This window comes from Nitrosomonas sp. Is24 (genome assembly GCF_033063335.1).
Taxonomy (GTDB): domain Bacteria; phylum Pseudomonadota; class Gammaproteobacteria; order Burkholderiales; family Nitrosomonadaceae; genus Nitrosomonas.
Genome location: NZ_JAWJZG010000001.1, coordinates 2,090,928 through 2,107,670 on the forward strand (window position 1 = coordinate 2,090,928; position 16,743 = coordinate 2,107,670).

The following is a 16,743-nucleotide window of genomic DNA, read 5'->3' on the forward strand; positions in this document are numbered from 1 at the left end:
TCCTTTTAAACAAAAATAGGATAGAAACTGGCGAGCACTAGAGTGAATACTGTTTTCACGGATTGATTACTCTGGATTACCAACCTCAAGACCGGGGATTAATCAGCAAATGCGGATTATACCTTCAAAATCCATTCTCCGCGTCCTATGCCGGAGGCGCCTGTACGGACAGTTTCAAGAACCGCGCTGCGTTCGATGGCTTCAAGAAATGCGTCCAATTTCGAGCTGGTACCCGTTAACTCAATGGTATAAGACTTATCCGTCACATCGATGATAGAACCACGGAAAATTTCGGCCAGCCGTTTGATTTCTTCGCGCTCCGAGCCTACCGCGCGAACTTTCACCAGCATCAATTCGCGTTCAATATGGCTACCGTCATTCAAATCGATGATTTTTACCACTTCAATCAGTTTGTTCAACTGCTTGGTCACTTGTTCCACGACCTCATCCGATCCAATCGTTACCAGCGTCATCCGCGACAAGGTGGGATCCTCGGTAGGTGCAACTGAAAGTGATTCGATATTATAACCACGTGCCGAGAACAGACCAGCTACGCGAGACAAAGCACCCGCCTCATTTTCCATCAATAAAGAAATAATATGTCGCATTTATTTTTCTACACCAGAATCATTTCAGAAAGACCTTTGCCACCCGGCACCATAGGGAATACGTTTTCGGTCTGATCGGTAATAAAGTCCATGAACACCAGCTGATCTTTCAGTTTAAATGCTTCTTTCAGCGCATCTTCGACATCTTCCGGCTTTTCAATCTTCATGCCGACATGGCCGTAGCTCTCCGCCAGCTTAACAAAATCGGGTAGCGCGTTCATGTAGGATTCCGCATAGCGGTTACCGTGGAAAAACTCCTGCCACTGCCTGACCATGCCCATATAGCGATTATTCAAATTAACGATTTTCAGCGGCAGTTTGTACTGTTTACACGTTGACAGTTCCTGGATACACATCTGAATACTGGCTTCACCGGTGATACACGCCACTTTTCCTTTAGGATTAGCGAGCTGCACCCCCATCGCGGCAGGCATGCCGAATCCCATCGTACCCAACCCGCCGGAATTGATCCAGCGGCGCGGTTTATCGAATTTATAAAATTGCGCGGCCCACATCTGATGCTGTCCGACATCCGAGGTAATAAATGCATCACCCTTAGTAACATTGAATAATTTCTCAATCACCATCTGCGGTTTGATGATTTTGCTGCTACGGTCAAATTTCAGACAATCCCGTTCACGCCACAGCTCAATCTGTTTCCACCATTCTTTCAATGCGGTTTGATCCGGCTTTTCTTTCTCGGCTTTGAGTAGCTTGATCAGCTCTTTCAACACGTCCAGAACATCGCCTACGATTGGCACATCCACTTTGACGCGCTTTGAAATGGAAGAAGGGTCAATATCGATATGAATGATCTTCCTGTTTTCGTTGAAAAAGTGCTTCGGATTGCCGATCACACGATCGTCAAAACGGGCGCCCACGGCTATCAGAACATCGCAATACTGCATCGCCATGTTCGCTTCATACGTGCCATGCATGCCCAGCATACCCAGCGATTGCTTATCGGTCGCGGGATATCCGCCCAATCCCATCAACGTATTGGTGCACGGGAAATTCAGCATTTGCGTCAATTCAGTCAACTGCGGTGCAGCATCGCTTAAGATCACCCCGCCACCCGCATACACCACCGGACGCTTGGCGCTGAGAATCAATTCCGCCGCTTTCTTAATTTGCCGCGAATGCCCTTTGGTCACGGGATTGTAGGACCGCATGCTAATCTTGTCCGGATATTCGAACTTGGTTTTTTGTTGCGAAACATCTTTGGGTATATCCACCAGCACCGGGCCAGGGCGGCCAGTAGAAGCGATATAGAAAGCTTTCTTGATGGTCAGCGCCAGTTCGGTGACATCTTTCACCAGAAAGTTATGTTTGACGCATGGGCGCGTGATACCCACGGTGTCAACTTCCTGAAATGCATCGAGACCAATAGCGCTGGTAGGCACTTGTCCGCTGATTATCACCATTGGAATCGAGTCCATATAAGCCGTGGCAATACCGGTTACCGCGTTGGTAACACCCGGACCTGAAGTCACCAGTGCCACACCCACATTATTACTGGAACGCGCATAACCATCGGCGGCATGTATTGCAGCCTGCTCATGGCGCACTAAAATGTGCCGGACTTTATCCTGCTTGAACAATTCATCATAAATAAATAACACCGCACCGCCAGGATAGCCGAAAATACACTGTACACCTTCTTCCTGCAGACAACGTATCGTAATTTCAGCACCGGTTAGTTCCACGCTCATGCTTTCTGCATCCCAATATCAATTTCAACAAGTTATAAAAAAATTCTAATTCATCATCACATCGTCAAATTCCTGTCCCGCCGACAGTCAATCCATCAATGCGCAATGTCGGCTGCCCGACCCCCACCGGCACACTCTGACCTTCTTTCCCGCAAGTCCCGACACCCGGATCCAGTGACATATCGTTACCAATCATGGAAACCCGGGTCAATACATCCGGCCCGTTACCGATCAAAGTTGCCCCTTTAACCGGATAGGTGATTTTACCATCTTCAATCATGTAAGCTTCGGCAGCTGAGAAAACAAATTTGCCGCTGGTGATATCAACCTGACCGCCGCCAAAGTTTGCCGCATACAGACCATGTTTCACCGAAGCGATAATTTCCGCCGGATCCTTGTCACCGTTCAACATATACGTATTCGTCATGCGCGGCATAGGAATATGCGCGAACGATTCACGCCGGCCATTGCCGGTAACCGGCAAATCCATCAAACGGGCATTCAGACTATCCTGCAAATAGCCTCTCAGTATGCCATCTTCTATCAATACAGTACATTGTGTCGGATTACCTTCGTCATCGATATTCAACGACCCACGCCGCCGTGGAATCGTTCCGTCATCGACAACCGTAACACCGGGAGCGGCGACGCGTTCACCGACACGCCCTGAGAAAGCCGAGCTGCCTTTGCGGTTAAAGTCTCCTTCCAATCCATGACCGATTGCTTCATGCAACAAGATTCCTGGCCATCCGCTTCCCAAAACTACCGTCATGGTGCCAGCCGGTGCCGGACGGGCATCCAGATTGACCGTGGCTTGATGAACAGCTTTTTTTGCATAATCGTGCAAAATTTCATCGGTAAAATAAGCATAACTGAAGCGCCCGCCACCACCGGCCCCTCCTTGCTCACGGCGGCCGTTTTCTTCCGCGATCACTTGCAGCGACAAGCGAACCAGCGGCCTTACATCGGCCGCAACCAATCCGTCACTGCGCGTCACCAGGATCACTTCATACTCGCCAGCAAGTGATGCCACCACTTGCGTCACACGCCGGTCAAGCTGCCGGGTAATGCGTTCCAGTCTTTCCAATAGCGCTACCTTATCCGCGTCCTTAAGGCTCGCAATCGGATCTTCGGGTAAATAGAGCCGTGACCGCTGATCCAGTGCATTACGTTTCCCAATTTGAGCCGGTTGCATACTGCCTTGATTAGCAATCGCCCGCGTTGCCTTAGCGGCCGATACAAGTGCAGGCATGCTGATATCGTCGGAATAAGCAAATCCGGTTTTTTCTCCACAGACCGCGCGGACACCGACACCTTGCTCAATATTGAAGCTCCCCGATTTCACAATACCTTCTTCCAGCATCCAGCCTTCGGACCGGCTATACTGAAAATAAAGATCAGCATAATCGATTTTATGCGTCAGTATTTGCCCTAATACCTGTTGCAATCCGCTTGTATCGATATCGTAAGGCGACAACAAGCAGCGATCGGCAATCGCAAGAAAATCCTTTGACTCTGTCATATATTCGGTTGTCATTTATGCTGTTCTATCAATCGTTTTGATCAACAAGGCTGTAAGATCCGGTGATCTAACGCGGGTAAATTGGTGCGTAAACTGGTCTGGTACTCCGGATCGATTGCCGCCACCACGGCTCCAGAACCGCGCGGCAGCCGTTCCATGACAACCCCCCAGGGGTCAACGATCATGCTATCGCCGTTGGTTTCACGCCCATTGACATGATAACCGCCTTGTCCGGGCGCAATCACATAAGCCATATTCTCAACTGCGCGCGCACGTACCAATACTTCCCAGTGTGCTTTTCCAGTAATTGCGGTAAACGCCGCAGGTGCCAGAATAATATCAACATTATTCATCATGCGGAATAATTCCGGAAACCGCAAATCGTAACATATCGATAAACCGATACGGCCAAAAGGCGAATCGACCGTCACTACTTTGTTTCCCGCCTTAATGGTTTTCTCCTCGGCGTAATGTTCATGACCGAGTTGCAGGCCAAACAGATGAATCTTATCGTAGCGCGCGACCTGTTCGCCGTTATCCGCATAAACCAAACAGCTATTATAGACTTTATCCGGTTCGGATGACGCCAATGGCACTGATCCGCCCACCAACCAAATCCCCAGCCGTTTTGCCGTATCACTGAGAAATTTCTGAATTTGTCCGTCGCCGGGTTGTTCCCGGACCGCCAGCTTATCAGTATCTTTCATCCCCATGATGCAAAAATACTCCGGCAATACTACCAGCTCAGCTTTTTGAGATGCTGCATCCTCGATCAAGCGTGCAGCCTCTTCCAGATTGGCAGACACACTCGGACCCGATGCCATTTGAATGGCGGCGACACGAAAGCCTTTATGTTTTTTGTTTTCCATCATTGCTTGATGCTGTTTAGTGGTATTGTTTAACATAGTTGTCCGACTGTTCTGATTGTTAGAATGAATCAGCCAATAATCAACACCGTGAGCAAATCCCTTTTCAAATTACCGTGATCATTAAGCGATTTTCTTTTTATTAACTATCGTATAGAAAATAAAGATCTCTGCTGTACAGGCTTGATTCTAGCATTTACTCTGATAACGTTCTATTTTGATTTATGCTTAATCTAAATTGCTTTGCTATTCTATAGCCTTTACCACCCGATTATGCCCATAACCGTTCACTCATCCGCTGCAACCCTCGCCGCCGCATTACCTTTCAGCCGCTACGCACAACGCATATTGGACAGCGAGCCGATGCGAAAAATCGCGCTGCAGGAAACGCTGCAACTGCCCTTCCGCAGAGAGGAGATGCAGACTTTTCTTAATTCGCAAGCTGGCAAAATCACCCATGAAGAAGCTTTGCATGAGATCCTGCGCGATCTGCGTAAACAAGTCATGCTGCGGCTCGCCGTGCGCGACATCAGCGGCCAAGCCGATTTGTTTGAAGTAATGTCCAGCATGACCGATCTCGCCGAGGTCACGATCAATTTCGCTCTGCAACACCATGAAATCTGGCTGACGCAATCGGACCGCTTCGGATTTCCGAGAGGGGAAAACAGCAACGCCATTCAGCATCTGCTGGTGGTAGCCATGGGCAAACTGGGCGGCGGTGAACTGAATGTATCATCGGACGTTGATTTGATTTTTGTTTATCCCGAAGATGGCGAGACCGATGGCGCCAAATCGATTTCAAACCATGAATTTTTTGCCCGCCTTGGACGCAAGCTGATCGCCAGCCTCAATGATTTGACAATCGATGGTTATGTATTCCGGGTTGACATGCGGTTACGCCCGCACGGTGAAAACAGCCCTTTAGCGATCAGCTTTTCCATGCTGGAAGAATATTTCATCAAGCAAGGACGGGAATGGGAGCGCCATGCCTGGATCAAGGGCCGGGTTATCACCAATCATGCCGGCACAGACGCTGAATCGGTGCTGATGGAAAGAATTGTCAGACCTTTCGTTTTCCGCAAATACCTGGATTTCAGCGCGTACGAATCGATGCGCAATTTACATGCGCAACTGCGCAAGGAAGTCGAGCGCCGCGAAATGCACGACAATATTAAATTGGGGCCTGGCGGTATTCGTGAAATTGAATTCATCACACAGGTTTTTCAATTGATTCGCGGCGGGCGCGATGTCGACTTGTGTATTCGCCCGACACTCGGCGTTTTACAGCGCTTGCAAAAAAAACAACAACTCCCGGCAGAGGTTATCACGCAGCTCACCGATGCGTATCATTTCCTGCGCAAACTGGAACATCGCCTCCAGTATCTGGACGATCAACAAACACAAACGCTGCCGCTGAGTGCGGACGATCAGAATCTGATCGCCACCGCCATGGGATTTCCCAATTATGCAGCTTTCATGGAGCAGCTCGATATTCACCGGAATGACGTAACGCGTCACTTTGAGCTCATTTTTGCCACCCCACGGAAGTCATCCGCGCACGACACGTTGGCCAATTTGTGGCAAGCCGAAACACAAGACGTTTCGCAAACCGAAGCCGCCACCATGCAACTGAGCACACTCGGATTTAGTAATCCGGTCAAAATTTCGGAACGGCTACGGTTGTTTTATCAGGGCAGTTTTTATCAGCAACTACCTAAAACCAACCGTGAGCAAATTAATACCTTAATTCCGCTGTTGATTGAAGCAGTGGCCGGACTACCTCCGGTTGAAGCCACGCTGGAGCGTATGCTGCAACTAATGGAAAAAATCAGCCCGCAAACATCGTACCTGGCGCTCCTGCTCGAACACCCGCACACACTGCATCGCGTAGCCGAACTCGCCAGCATCAGCCAGTGGGCAAGCGATTATCTCGGGCGGCACCCGATTCTACTGGACGAATTACTGCGGCAGAAATCGCCACACCCCGTCCCCGACTGGAATGCACTCCACGATGAGCTTGTTTATCAGCTCAATCATGTCAACAATCCAAAAGATGACGTCATTGAGTGGCAGATGGACGTTTTACGTCACTTTCAACACGCCCAGGTATTCCGCCTGCTGGTCACCGACCTGGAAGGTTCATTGCTGCTCGAAACGCTCAGCGATCATCTGACTGCATTAGCTGATCTGATGCTGGATACGGTACTGAATTTAGCCTGGTCCGGCCTGAAGAGACGCCACCGGGAAGAACCCGCGTTTGCGATCATCGGTTATGGCAAGTTGGGCGGCAAAGAACTCGGTTATGCTTCCGACCTCGATCTGATTTTTCTTTATGAAGACGATCATCCCGATGCTGCGGAAATCTATACCAAGCTGGGACAAGGCATCAATGCCTGGCTCACGCGCCATACATCGGCAGGCCTATTGTACGAAACGGATTTGCGCCTCCGCCCCAATGGGGTTTCCGGATTATTGGTCAGCTCGATTGAAGCTTTCGCGCAATACCAACGCGAGCAAGCTTGGGTATGGGAGCACCAGGCATTAACCCGGGCCCGTTTCGTCGCCGGCGATCAGCAAGTGGGTGCGGCATTCGAGCACACGCGCAAGGAAATTCTGTGCAAACTGCGCAATCTTGATGAACTCAAGCAGGAGATTCTGAAAATGCGCGAGAAAATGCTGGATGTCCATCCCAATCCAACCACGCTGTTCGACATCAAACACGACCGCGGCGGCATTATCGACGTGGAATTCATCGTGCAGTATCTGGTACTGGGTTATTCTTCCCGATACCCTCAATTAACAGGCAATATTGGCAATATCGCGCTGCTGAAACTCGCTGGTGAATTAGGACTGATTTCCCAGGACGCAGCTGACAAAGTACGCTCCGCATACCGGGAATTCCGGCGCATTCAACACCGCTTACGATTGAATGGCGATGTGGATATGACCGGTAATGCGCCCATCGATGGACAAACTCAGAAATTCACCCGGGTGGATGGCGGCCATTTAAAAGATGATCGCATGGCGGTGCTGGCGTTATGGGAGGAAGTATTTGGTAATCAACAAAATGAATTCGGATCCCTGTAAAATCTATACAAAGCGTGAAGCAATCGCGATCCTCGAGATAACTTCAAGTATCAAATACAACTTAATAAATTAACAAAGATGACATAACAAACTTTCAGAATTAAAATTCTGGCATAGTTTCTGCTATAGACACTACACACACTTGGTGTGCCTTACTCAACCCAAAGGAGAATAACAAATGCAACAAGTACAAAAAGGTTTTACCCTGATTGAATTAATGATCGTTGTCGCTATCATTGGTATTCTGGCTGCTGTAGCAGTGCCTGCTTATCAAACGTACACTTTAAAGGCTCGTTTTACTGAAGTTACCAATTCAACTGCTCCATTCAAGACAGCAGTTGAGTTATGCGTGCAAAGTGGCTCTTGTGTCAATGCTGGAGCCATTGTAGTACCTGCGACAGGCGCAACACGCGCAAACACTGAAGTACCCAATGATGCGGGTGCTTCAGCAAATGTCACTTCTGTCACAGTAGGCGCCAATGGTCTTATAACGGCAACTCCAGTTGCAGTTAATAACATAGCCGCAGCTGACACTTATACACTTTTACCTGTCATAACTGGCACAGGTGGCGTATCTTGGACACCCGGTGGTGGATGCAAAACATCCGTTGCAACTGGCGGTCCTATTTGCTAGGAATTGTATCCTTTGATATAAAGTAAAATAAAAAGTCCCCCTCCTTTAATAAAGAAAAGAAGGGGGATTTTTTATTGGAGATCCACTACTCAAGGCGCCTCTGTGACTTCTGCATAACTAACGCTCTTGAGTTTTTATATCTTTTGTTTGCTTGCTAACACTTTAGTTAGTAAAATCAGTCACTCAAGCAAGTTCCGAAATCGAAATTCGAGAAAGCCTGTCATGCAGGGCTCCTCTCTTGTCAAAAGTGCTATTGCTATTTCGTAAAACTAACTTCTTTCACTTGATACATACCACTCGCACCTGATGAATATCCGTAACCCCCTGTAACACCTTTTCAATACCATCCTGCTTCAATGTCCGCATACCATCACCCAAGGCCGTCACCAGCATATCCGCCACTCGTACGCGCTCTTGAATATTCTTTTTCAGTGCATCGGTGGCTGTCATCAATTCATGTAGTCCTACCCGCCCGGAATAACCGGTACCGACGCAATCGTCACAACCGGCCGCCTTGTACAAGGTAATTTGACCTTGATCATCTCCATATTGTTGGATCCATTGTTCGCGTATTTCACGAAGTGCAGCATCGGGATCGGCTTTAAAACGGTCGATATTCCTGAGCTCGGCGCAATACTCGGCTAATAATGTATCGACTTCATGTTCGCTGGCTACATACGATTCTTTACAATTCTTGCATAAACGCTTCGCCAAACGTTGCGCTAACACACCCAGCAAGGCATCGGAGAAGTTGAACGGATCCATGCCCATATCCAGTAACCGAATGACCGATTCCGGCGCGCTGTTGGTATGCAGTGTCGCCAAAACCAAGTGCCCGGTTAATGAAGCTTCGATACCGATACTGGTGGTTTCCTTGTCGCGCATCTCGCCCACCATAATAATATCCGGATCTGCCCGCAGAAAAGAACGCATGATGGCAGGAAAGGTTAATCCCGCTTTGACGTTAATTTGTACCTGACGCAATCCTCTTTGCGTGATCTCAACCGGATCTTCCGCAGTCCAAATCTTGGTATCGTCGCGATTGAGATATTTCAATACCGAATGCAGCGTGGTTGTTTTACCTGAGCCTGTCGGGCCGCATACAAAAAACAACCCGTACGGTTTGCTGATAATTTTCTTCAGCTCCTCCAGATTGTGCTCGGTAAAGCCCATTTTATCCAGCGGAATCGGTTCACCGGCAGCCAGAATCCGCATCACGACATCTTCCAAACCACCGGCTGAAGGAATGGTCGCGACACGCAATTCGATATCCAGTGGCGCAAATTTCCTGAACTTAATCTTGCCATCCTGCGGTTTTCGCTTTTCGGAGATATCCATATCGCACATAATTTTTATGCGTGTGATCATAGAATTGCGATAACCTGCCGGAACCTCGATATATGGCATCAGCGAGCCATCCTTACGGAAGCGCACTTTGGTTTTTTCTTTCCCTGAATAGGGTTCGATATGAATATCCGATGCGCCCATTTTATAGGCGTCGATAATGATTTTATTCACCAGCTTGACCAGCTCATTGTCAGTCGCTGCGGAGGATTCCTCTATTTCACCCGCCGTCTCTTCGACATCTTCAGTCCCAAGATTAGTAAGCATTTCATTGATGTCGCCGGTACCGATCTCATCCTGGCTGCCACCAAAAAATTGTTCGACCGTAGCATTAAATTCTCTTTGTGTAGTAACCGTGTAAATGATCTTTTGCTTGGGAAAAATTGCATTGGCAATACGCTGCGACTTAACCCGTTCGGGATCCAGTGTAAGTATTACCAGGCCATCTTTGGTTTCATCAATCGGCAATAAGGCATTACTTTCAACATAATCTTTTTTTAAATTCTTAAGCAGATCAATCGGTTTAATCCTGTCCGCTCTAAAAGGCTCATACTTAACCTGAAAAAAAGAAGCTAGTGCCTTGCCGATGAGCGGCAAACTCATGCGGAATTCGTCAACCAGCACATCTTCCAGATCACAGCTTTTTTTACGTGCCGAGCGTGTCGCCAACTCCAGCTCGGGAGCGGAGATGATTGCATCGAGAATCAGATAATCATATTTCGATTTGAGCAATTGAGCGGGCTTCTGACGCTGTTTAAAAGCAATCGCAAGAACGCGGCAAATTTCCACAACCCCTTCCATGATCGCGGTAGTGAATGATTCATTCGATCTATTATTAATCACCTGAACCACGCCCATCAGTTCCCGGCTATCAGCGTTCAGAATCGGTACCGCCAACATCTGTTTGGTTCGATAACCGGTGCGTTTATCCACTTCATGGGAGAAAACCAGCAGTGGATTAAATTTTTTTAACTCACTTTTATCGTACACATCTGCAATATTGACCACCTTCTTTTGCAAAGCGGCGAAACCGATAATACTGTTTTCCGTTACCGGTAGTCTCAAATCCTGAAAAGAATCAAATCCAGTTTTAACCTTCGAAACAAAAGAAGATTTATCTTCATTCAGTGAGTAAATGGTAAACCGGTCCGCGTTGAGCAATGCGCAAATATCCTTGCTAGTTTCCAGCATGATTTCTTCAACGCCATTTGCAGCGTATATTTTATTGATAATAACCTGCAGATTTTTGGAAAAAGCCGATTCGTTATTGTTATTTACAATATTCTTTTGGGGTTGGATCATCGCGACTGTACTCATAGCCTCACTTCCTAAAATTCGAATAATTGATTGTTCTCAAGGCGGCGCGGATTATATTTTCCAATGCACTGATCTATTTCTTCCATGATGACATCGGCTTCACCGGGTTTCAGGTGCGTAATAAATATTTCCGCGTTCCGTTCCAATTTCTCTAATTCTTCCGCCAGCAAGCTGGGGCAAAAATGCCGTGATCTGATCGCGATATCCCTTTTCTGATTGCAGAAGGCGCATTCAATGATCAAATACTGCAAATTTACAATCTTATTAACGGCCACCCAGAAGGCATCATTAGTAGTTGTATCACCGGAAAAAACAAGACTGGCTAACCCTGAGTCCACCTGAAAACCGACCGTAGGAACGGCGTGATGGGCGGGTAGTGGCGTAATCGCACGGCCATCGAGAAGAATGGTATCCCCCAACGACAATGTTTCGTACCGCATATAGGGGGAAATATCATTGGGAATTTTTGTAAAATCCGGCCACAGATGCCAGTTGAACAGATGCTCCCGCAACGTATCCAGCGTGGGATGGATGGCATGAATGGTTATCGGTTTGTTGCGGATGGAACCGGCGGTATCCACCAGAAACGGAATAAATGCGACATGATCCAAGTGTGCATGCGTGACAAGAATATGATCAATTTTGATCATCTCGGACAAACTCAAATTACCCACGCCTGTTCCCGCGTCGATCAGCACATCGTCGTCCAGCAACATCGCAGTGGTTTGTTCGCCGCTTCCTATCCCTCCGCTACACCCTAAGATCCTGAGCTTCAAAAGACTCGCCCCGGAAATTCATTACTTAATCAATAATACGGGAATTTTTGCCAACTGCATCACTTTGCTGGTTACCGAGCCCAACAACAAACCTTGGATACCGCCTGCTCCGCGCGGCCCCAGCACAATCTGATCAAATTGCTTTTCACTAGCGAACCGGACGATCATTTCGGCCGGATCACCCACCACAATGTGATATTGATAAGCAACACCCGCTTGATCGAGCAAAGCGCACGTGCTTTGCAATTCTTTCTGGCCTTCTTCCTGGTGATATTGCTTAATATCCGTCTGGTTAATGAACAATGCCACATTGCCGCGCAGCGGATATTGCACATTCAGCAAATGCAGCTCCGGTTTTTCCTTATACCAGTCCAATAACGCAATGAAGCCGGTTATTGCTTTATTGGCATAATCAGAACCATCTACAGGTAATAAAATTTTTAGCATGATCAATCTCTCAAATTTTTATACGTGAATGACTATTTGGGCATTTTTTCATCGGCCAAATCTTCCAACGGCCGGGGTTTTACCGGTTTCCGGGCCGCCAGCAATTTGCCGGCCGCAATCACCAGAAGTGCTACAGAAGCCGGCGCAATCCACTGAAGATACTTCGCCTGCGTACTGACCCATTCCTTGGTGACGACATCGGTAACCGCCATATCGCCCGCAATCCATCCCAGCAATCCAGCGCCAATCGCGATCGTAACCGGATACCGGTCCATGACCTTCATCACCATTTGACTGCCCCATACGATGATCGGCACGCTGACGACCAAACCGAAAATGACCAAACCGATGTCATCCTTGGCCGCGCCCGCGATGGCGATAACGTTGTCCAGGCTCATCACCGCATCCGCCACGATAATCGTTTTAATCGCACCGATTAACGTCGTGCTGGCATCGATCTCATGCGCGCCCTCCGGCTCGGGTTGCAGCAACTTGATACCGATCCAAACCAATAAAGCCGCGCCGACAATTTTCAAATAGGGCATAGTCAGCAGACTCAAGGCAAAAAAGATCAGCACCACGCGCAATAGGATTGCGCCGAACACTCCCCAGAAAATACCCAATTTGCGCTGCTGTTCGGGCAAACGCCGGCAAGCCAGTGCGATGACAACGGCATTGTCGCCACCCAGCACAATATCAATTGCGATAATCTGTAATACAGCGAGCCAAAATTGCGGACTATCAAAAGCCATTTACTTTTCCTGACAAAAATTTAATCCAATAAAAACGTAACGACCGTATGCGCTATACCTTGTCTTGAACCCCAATAAACTTCAATAGTTCATTTTTTTGCTGCATGGTATCGTTATAACCCAACTCGATTAAATCGCGGCAGAAAGGCACTTCAAATAATACGTAGCTGAGTAAAGTCGAACCATTCGGTCCCATGGCGCCGATGGCACGGTACAAATAGCGCATGATCCACGGCAGCGTATGCGCATATTTCTGCGCAATTTCGTTGATTCCCTCGCTCGGTGCAATCATCATCGCCTCAATGGGACGCAGCGATATGTTATTCGCTTTAAACGCCTCGGGCGGAATCAGTTTCAGTGTTTCATTAATGCGCAGCAAACGTTCCAGATCCACATCCAGGCTGTCGACAAAGATGCTGTTCAACGCATGCCCGGCAATCTGTGCAAAAGGCGGATAACCCGATGCGCTGATACGTTTGGGCTCGTCGGTCACCGGCTTGCGCACACCGATGATCAATACCTTGTCGGCACCCAGATGAAGCGCCGGGCTAATCGGCGCCATCTGACGCATAGAGCCATCGCCAAAATACTCACGATTCAATTTCACCGCAGGAAAAATAAACGGTATCGATGAAGAAGCCATCAAATGTTCAACCCCGATCTCGACCGGAAGACCCAGTCTTTGCGCCCGTTTCCACGGCAACACTTCTCGTGCCGCTTGGTAGAAAGTCACCGATTGACCCGATGTGTATCCCCAGGCAGTCAATCCCAGTGCATGCAGCGAGCCGGAGCGAATACAGTGTTGAACGGTGCGGAAAGAAAAACGGCTTTTCAGCAAAGCTTCCAGCGGTGCATTATCCAGCAAGGAAATGGGATTATGCTGGCCGTATTCGCTCGATACCAAGGAGAGCATACAGCGCAAAGTGTTATGAATAACACCCATGAGATCCGAGCGGTAAATCTGATCGACATGAAAATTCGACCATACTTCTTCCAACCGTCCGACGCCTTCGGCAAAATTGTGGGCGGAAACGGCAATACTGGCGGCATTGATAGCACCGGCGGAGGTGCCGCAAATAATCGGGAACGGGTTGCGCGTCTTATCGGGTAATAATTCGGCGATTGCGCGCAACACACCCACTTGATAGGCTGCACGCGCTCCACCACCGGTCAGAACAAGTCCAACTTTCGGTACGGCTAATGCTTTCTTCTGTTCATACACGAACTGCAAACTCTGACTTCACCCTCTCCAGCGCATCCCGTAAGGTTTCTTCTGGTAAATTGTTTAACGAACTGGACAGGATTTTGGCTGCCTGGCAGACCGAATCCGGTAATAACGCACTGTCCATCTTGGCTACAAACATAGCCGCGGCGCCAGTCGCATCCAGCAGGCTTTGACGCTCATTCATCAATATTTCCATTTCTTCGCGCAACATGGAAACTTCTTGTTCTCTCAGGATAGTATTAGGCATATGATATTCCTTTTAACATTGATACAGTAGATAGCCTGTCGAGCAATATAGCAGAACTATAATCCATTTAAGACCTGAACTCTGTGATGTTTACCACTCTTTTCGATCTTTCTTAAACCCAATTAATTATCGGCATTTGTACCCATATCATGAACCACCATTCCCCTGCTGCGCTTTACCCTGAAATTCAACCCTACCGGCAAGGCACATTAGCCTTGGATACCATCCACACCATGTATTGGGAGGAATCCGGCAATCCTTCCGGCACACCAGTGGTATTTATCCATGGCGGCCCCGGCGCGGGATCGACACCGGCGCACCGGCGCTTCTTCGATCCGGCATATTACCGCATAGTCATATACGATCAAAGGGGCGCGGGACGCTCAACACCGCTGGGTGAAACACAAGACAACACAACACCGCATCTGATCAACGACTTGGAAACACTGCGCCAGCATTTGGGAATCGAACGCTGGCTGGTATTCGGCGGCTCGTGGGGCAGCACACTGGCACTGGCGTATGGTGAAGCGCATCCAGAACGTTGTCTGGGCTTCATCCTGCGCGGCATTTTTCTGTGCCGCAAACAGGAAATCGACTGGTTTTTGTACGGATTGCGCAACTTGTTCCCGGAACCCTGGCGCGAATTGGTTGCACCCTTATCCGGCGCGGAACGTAACGACATCCTGTCCGCCTACTATCAACGCTTGATGAACCCGGATCCGGCTATCCACATGCCTGCGGCACGTACCTGGAGCACCTACGAAGGCTCATGCTCGACGTTATTGCCGAATCCGGCGACGGTCAGCTATTTTGCCAGCGATACCGTAGCGCTCGGGCTGGCACGCATGGAAGCGCATTACTTCATGCACAATATTTTTCTGCCGGACAATTCGTTGCTGGATAACGTGCACAAACTGCACAACATCCCCGCCACCATCGTGCAAGGCCGCTACGACGCCGTCTGCCCTATCGTCAGCGCGGACGATCTGCATCACGCCTGGCCGCAAGCGGAATACATCATCATCGACGATGCCGGGCATTCGGCGTGGGAACCGGGAATTCAATCCGCTTTGGTCCGGGCCGCCGACCGGTTCAAAACACAAAATACCTGACAGCACACGCTTACTGCGGCTTGCCCTTCCGGCACTGCTGCGGTAACCGTCTTGACGCCCAGTATTTATCCACTCCTGAAATTCCCGGCATAAGCGCTGACTTCCATCATCCACGCAATGCCGAGATGCACCGCCAGACCACCGGCGATGGAGCGGGTTTGATGCGCGACGACACCCAAGATCAAACCGCCGAAGAAGGAAGAAATGCACTCGAGCAGCGGTTTGCCGAAATGGACGCTGCAATAAAAAACCGCCATCGGCAGAATCGCCGCCGGTCCGGCATAACGGGCAAACGCAAAAATCAGGAAACCGCGGAAGAACAGTTCGATCGTAACGAAATCAATGCCGTAACTGATTTCGTACAACAACTGAAACCAGCCGAAATGCTCCGTGTGCGGCGCGATGAAAGCGATTTGCTTTAAGCGCGGATACGCCGCGAGAAAATCCGGCTGCGTCCCGGCATACGCAATCAGCGGCACCATCATCAACAGCATCAAACCGTACGGCCGCCAACGCACGTTGCGCAGCGTCAGCCCCCAGAAACCCGGCTGCTCAGGAAACCACCGCTGTAACACGATCAACGGCGCCAGCACGACCAGCAACTTAAAAGGCAGCGTCGTGACGATCGTCCAATAACTCCCCCACACACCATCGATTTGATTTTCCAATGGATTGGCCACACTCGCCTTAACCGCAAACAAAGCCGGTGCGATCAGCAGCAGCCACCAAAATAGCGGCGTAGCAGTGATCGAATGGCGGCGGAATAGCACGAAAAACCCATACGGAACCACAAACGCGCAGCAATACACCAGAAACAGCGCGGCACACTGCTGCCAGCGCGAATCCAGCCCTTTGATCATGCCGCTTTCAATGCCCAGCGTATAGTTCAGCGTGATCAAAATGCCGGTCCAGATTACGCAAAACAACAGCCATCTTTTATCGATGGCCACTACAAATTTGCGTAAGTAAGTCGGAAAAGCTGTCATTCGGGTAAGCAAAAGGATAGGACGGTCATTGTCTTGATCAATCAGTTGAATTCCGGTTCGGCTATTTGCGTATGAATCGTGGGTACGGCTACCGGATCATGAAGCAGT

At 49.0% G+C, this 16,743-nt stretch carries 14 protein-coding genes; 3 read left to right on the forward strand and 11 right to left on the reverse strand.

The window, feature by feature from the left end:
- Positions 1-116: 116 nt before the first annotated feature.
- From ilvN to R2103_RS09670, 4 genes are all read right to left on the reverse strand, one after another.
- Positions 117-608, reverse strand: coding sequence for an acetolactate synthase small subunit (gene ilvN / locus R2103_RS09655; RefSeq protein WP_317531214.1), 492 nt, complete (start codon positions 606-608; stop codon positions 117-119).
- A gap of 8 nt (positions 609-616) precedes the next feature.
- Positions 617-2,320, reverse strand: coding sequence for an acetolactate synthase 3 catalytic subunit (locus tag R2103_RS09660; RefSeq protein ID WP_317531215.1), 1,704 nt, complete (start codon positions 2,318-2,320; stop codon positions 617-619).
- 64 nt (positions 2,321-2,384) lie between these two features.
- On the reverse strand, positions 2,385-3,857 hold the full coding sequence (tldD, locus tag R2103_RS09665) for a metalloprotease TldD (protein WP_317531216.1): 1,473 nt from the start codon (positions 3,855-3,857) through the stop codon (positions 2,385-2,387).
- Between the two features lie 26 nt (positions 3,858-3,883).
- Positions 3,884-4,714, reverse strand: a complete 831-nt coding sequence (locus R2103_RS09670; RefSeq protein ID WP_317531217.1) for a carbon-nitrogen hydrolase family protein — start codon at positions 4,712-4,714, stop codon at positions 3,884-3,886.
- Positions 4,715-4,981: 267 nt separating this feature from the next.
- Between R2103_RS09670 and glnE the strand changes: the two genes are divergently transcribed.
- Together glnE and R2103_RS09680 are read left to right on the forward strand one after the other, a co-directional pair.
- Positions 4,982-7,795 carry a bifunctional [glutamate--ammonia ligase]-adenylyl-L-tyrosine phosphorylase/[glutamate--ammonia-ligase] adenylyltransferase gene (gene glnE, locus R2103_RS09675; protein ID WP_317531218.1) on the forward strand — a complete coding sequence of 938 codons (2,814 nt, stop codon included), beginning with the start codon at positions 4,982-4,984 and terminating at the stop codon, positions 7,793-7,795.
- A gap of 178 nt (positions 7,796-7,973) precedes the next feature.
- On the forward strand, positions 7,974-8,429 hold the full coding sequence (locus R2103_RS09680; protein ID WP_317531219.1) for a prepilin-type N-terminal cleavage/methylation domain-containing protein: 456 nt from the start codon (positions 7,974-7,976) through the stop codon (positions 8,427-8,429).
- 279 nt (positions 8,430-8,708) lie between these two features.
- Here the strand turns inward: R2103_RS09680 and R2103_RS09685 are convergent, their stop codons facing one another.
- Genes R2103_RS09685 through R2103_RS09710 form a run of 6 tightly spaced genes read right to left on the reverse strand, consistent with a single transcriptional unit; the run spans position 8,709 to position 14,537 of the window.
- A complete protein-coding gene (locus R2103_RS09685; protein ID WP_411172618.1) occupies positions 8,709-11,090 on the reverse strand; it encodes an ATPase, T2SS/T4P/T4SS family in 2,382 nt (793 codons plus the stop codon).
- An 11-nt stretch (positions 11,091-11,101) separates the two neighbouring features.
- A complete protein-coding gene (locus R2103_RS09690) occupies positions 11,102-11,866 on the reverse strand; it encodes a 3',5'-cyclic-nucleotide phosphodiesterase (RefSeq protein WP_317531220.1) in 765 nt (254 codons plus the stop codon).
- A 21-nt stretch (positions 11,867-11,887) separates the two neighbouring features.
- Positions 11,888-12,313, reverse strand: coding sequence for a universal stress protein (locus R2103_RS09695; RefSeq protein ID WP_132427654.1), 426 nt, complete (start codon positions 12,311-12,313; stop codon positions 11,888-11,890).
- Positions 12,314-12,345: 32 nt separating this feature from the next.
- A complete protein-coding gene (locus R2103_RS09700) occupies positions 12,346-13,065 on the reverse strand; it encodes a TerC family protein (protein ID WP_132427656.1) in 720 nt (239 codons plus the stop codon).
- A gap of 52 nt (positions 13,066-13,117) precedes the next feature.
- Positions 13,118-14,287, reverse strand: a complete 1,170-nt coding sequence (locus R2103_RS09705) for a patatin-like phospholipase family protein (protein ID WP_317532083.1) — start codon at positions 14,285-14,287, stop codon at positions 13,118-13,120.
- On the reverse strand, positions 14,280-14,537 hold the full coding sequence (locus R2103_RS09710) for a hypothetical protein (RefSeq protein ID WP_121167743.1): 258 nt from the start codon (positions 14,535-14,537) through the stop codon (positions 14,280-14,282). The genes R2103_RS09705 and R2103_RS09710 overlap by 8 nt, the downstream gene beginning before the upstream one ends.
- 149 nt (positions 14,538-14,686) lie before the next feature.
- Between R2103_RS09710 and pip the strand changes: the two genes are divergently transcribed.
- Entirely contained in the window at positions 14,687-15,649 is a 963-nt protein-coding gene (pip, locus tag R2103_RS09715; protein ID WP_317531221.1) for a prolyl aminopeptidase, read from the forward strand.
- Positions 15,650-15,714: 65 nt separating this feature from the next.
- On the opposite strand, the gene R2103_RS09720 is transcribed toward pip, so the two are convergent.
- Positions 15,715-16,635 carry a CPBP family intramembrane glutamic endopeptidase gene (locus R2103_RS09720; protein ID WP_317531222.1) on the reverse strand — a complete coding sequence of 307 codons (921 nt, stop codon included), beginning with the start codon at positions 16,633-16,635 and terminating at the stop codon, positions 15,715-15,717.
- Between the last annotated feature and the right edge of the window lie 108 nt (positions 16,636-16,743).

Coding starts and splice junctions, on each gene's coding strand:
- ilvN (WP_317531214.1), bottom strand. CDS start 608: ATGCGACATATTATTTCTTTATTGATGGAAAATGAGGCGGGTGCTTTG.
- R2103_RS09660 (WP_317531215.1), bottom strand. CDS start 2,320: ATGAGCGTGGAACTAACCGGTGCTGAAATTACGATACGTTGTCTGCAG.
- tldD (WP_317531216.1), bottom strand. CDS start 3,857: ATGACAACCGAATATATGACAGAGTCAAAGGATTTTCTTGCGATTGCC.
- R2103_RS09670 (WP_317531217.1), bottom strand. CDS start 4,714: ATGATGGAAAACAAAAAACATAAAGGCTTTCGTGTCGCCGCCATTCAA.
- glnE (WP_317531218.1), top strand. CDS start 4,982: ATGCCCATAACCGTTCACTCATCCGCTGCAACCCTCGCCGCCGCATTA.
- R2103_RS09680 (WP_317531219.1), top strand. CDS start 7,974: ATGCAACAAGTACAAAAAGGTTTTACCCTGATTGAATTAATGATCGTT.
- R2103_RS09685 (WP_411172618.1), bottom strand. CDS start 11,090: ATGAGTACAGTCGCGATGATCCAACCCCAAAAGAATATTGTAAATAAC.
- R2103_RS09695 (WP_132427654.1), bottom strand. CDS start 12,313: ATGCTAAAAATTTTATTACCTGTAGATGGTTCTGATTATGCCAATAAA.
- R2103_RS09700 (WP_132427656.1), bottom strand. CDS start 13,065: ATGGCTTTTGATAGTCCGCAATTTTGGCTCGCTGTATTACAGATTATC.
- R2103_RS09710 (WP_121167743.1), bottom strand. CDS start 14,537: ATGCCTAATACTATCCTGAGAGAACAAGAAGTTTCCATGTTGCGCGAA.
- pip (WP_317531221.1), top strand. CDS start 14,687: ATGAACCACCATTCCCCTGCTGCGCTTTACCCTGAAATTCAACCCTAC.
- R2103_RS09720 (WP_317531222.1), bottom strand. CDS start 16,635: ATGACAGCTTTTCCGACTTACTTACGCAAATTTGTAGTGGCCATCGAT.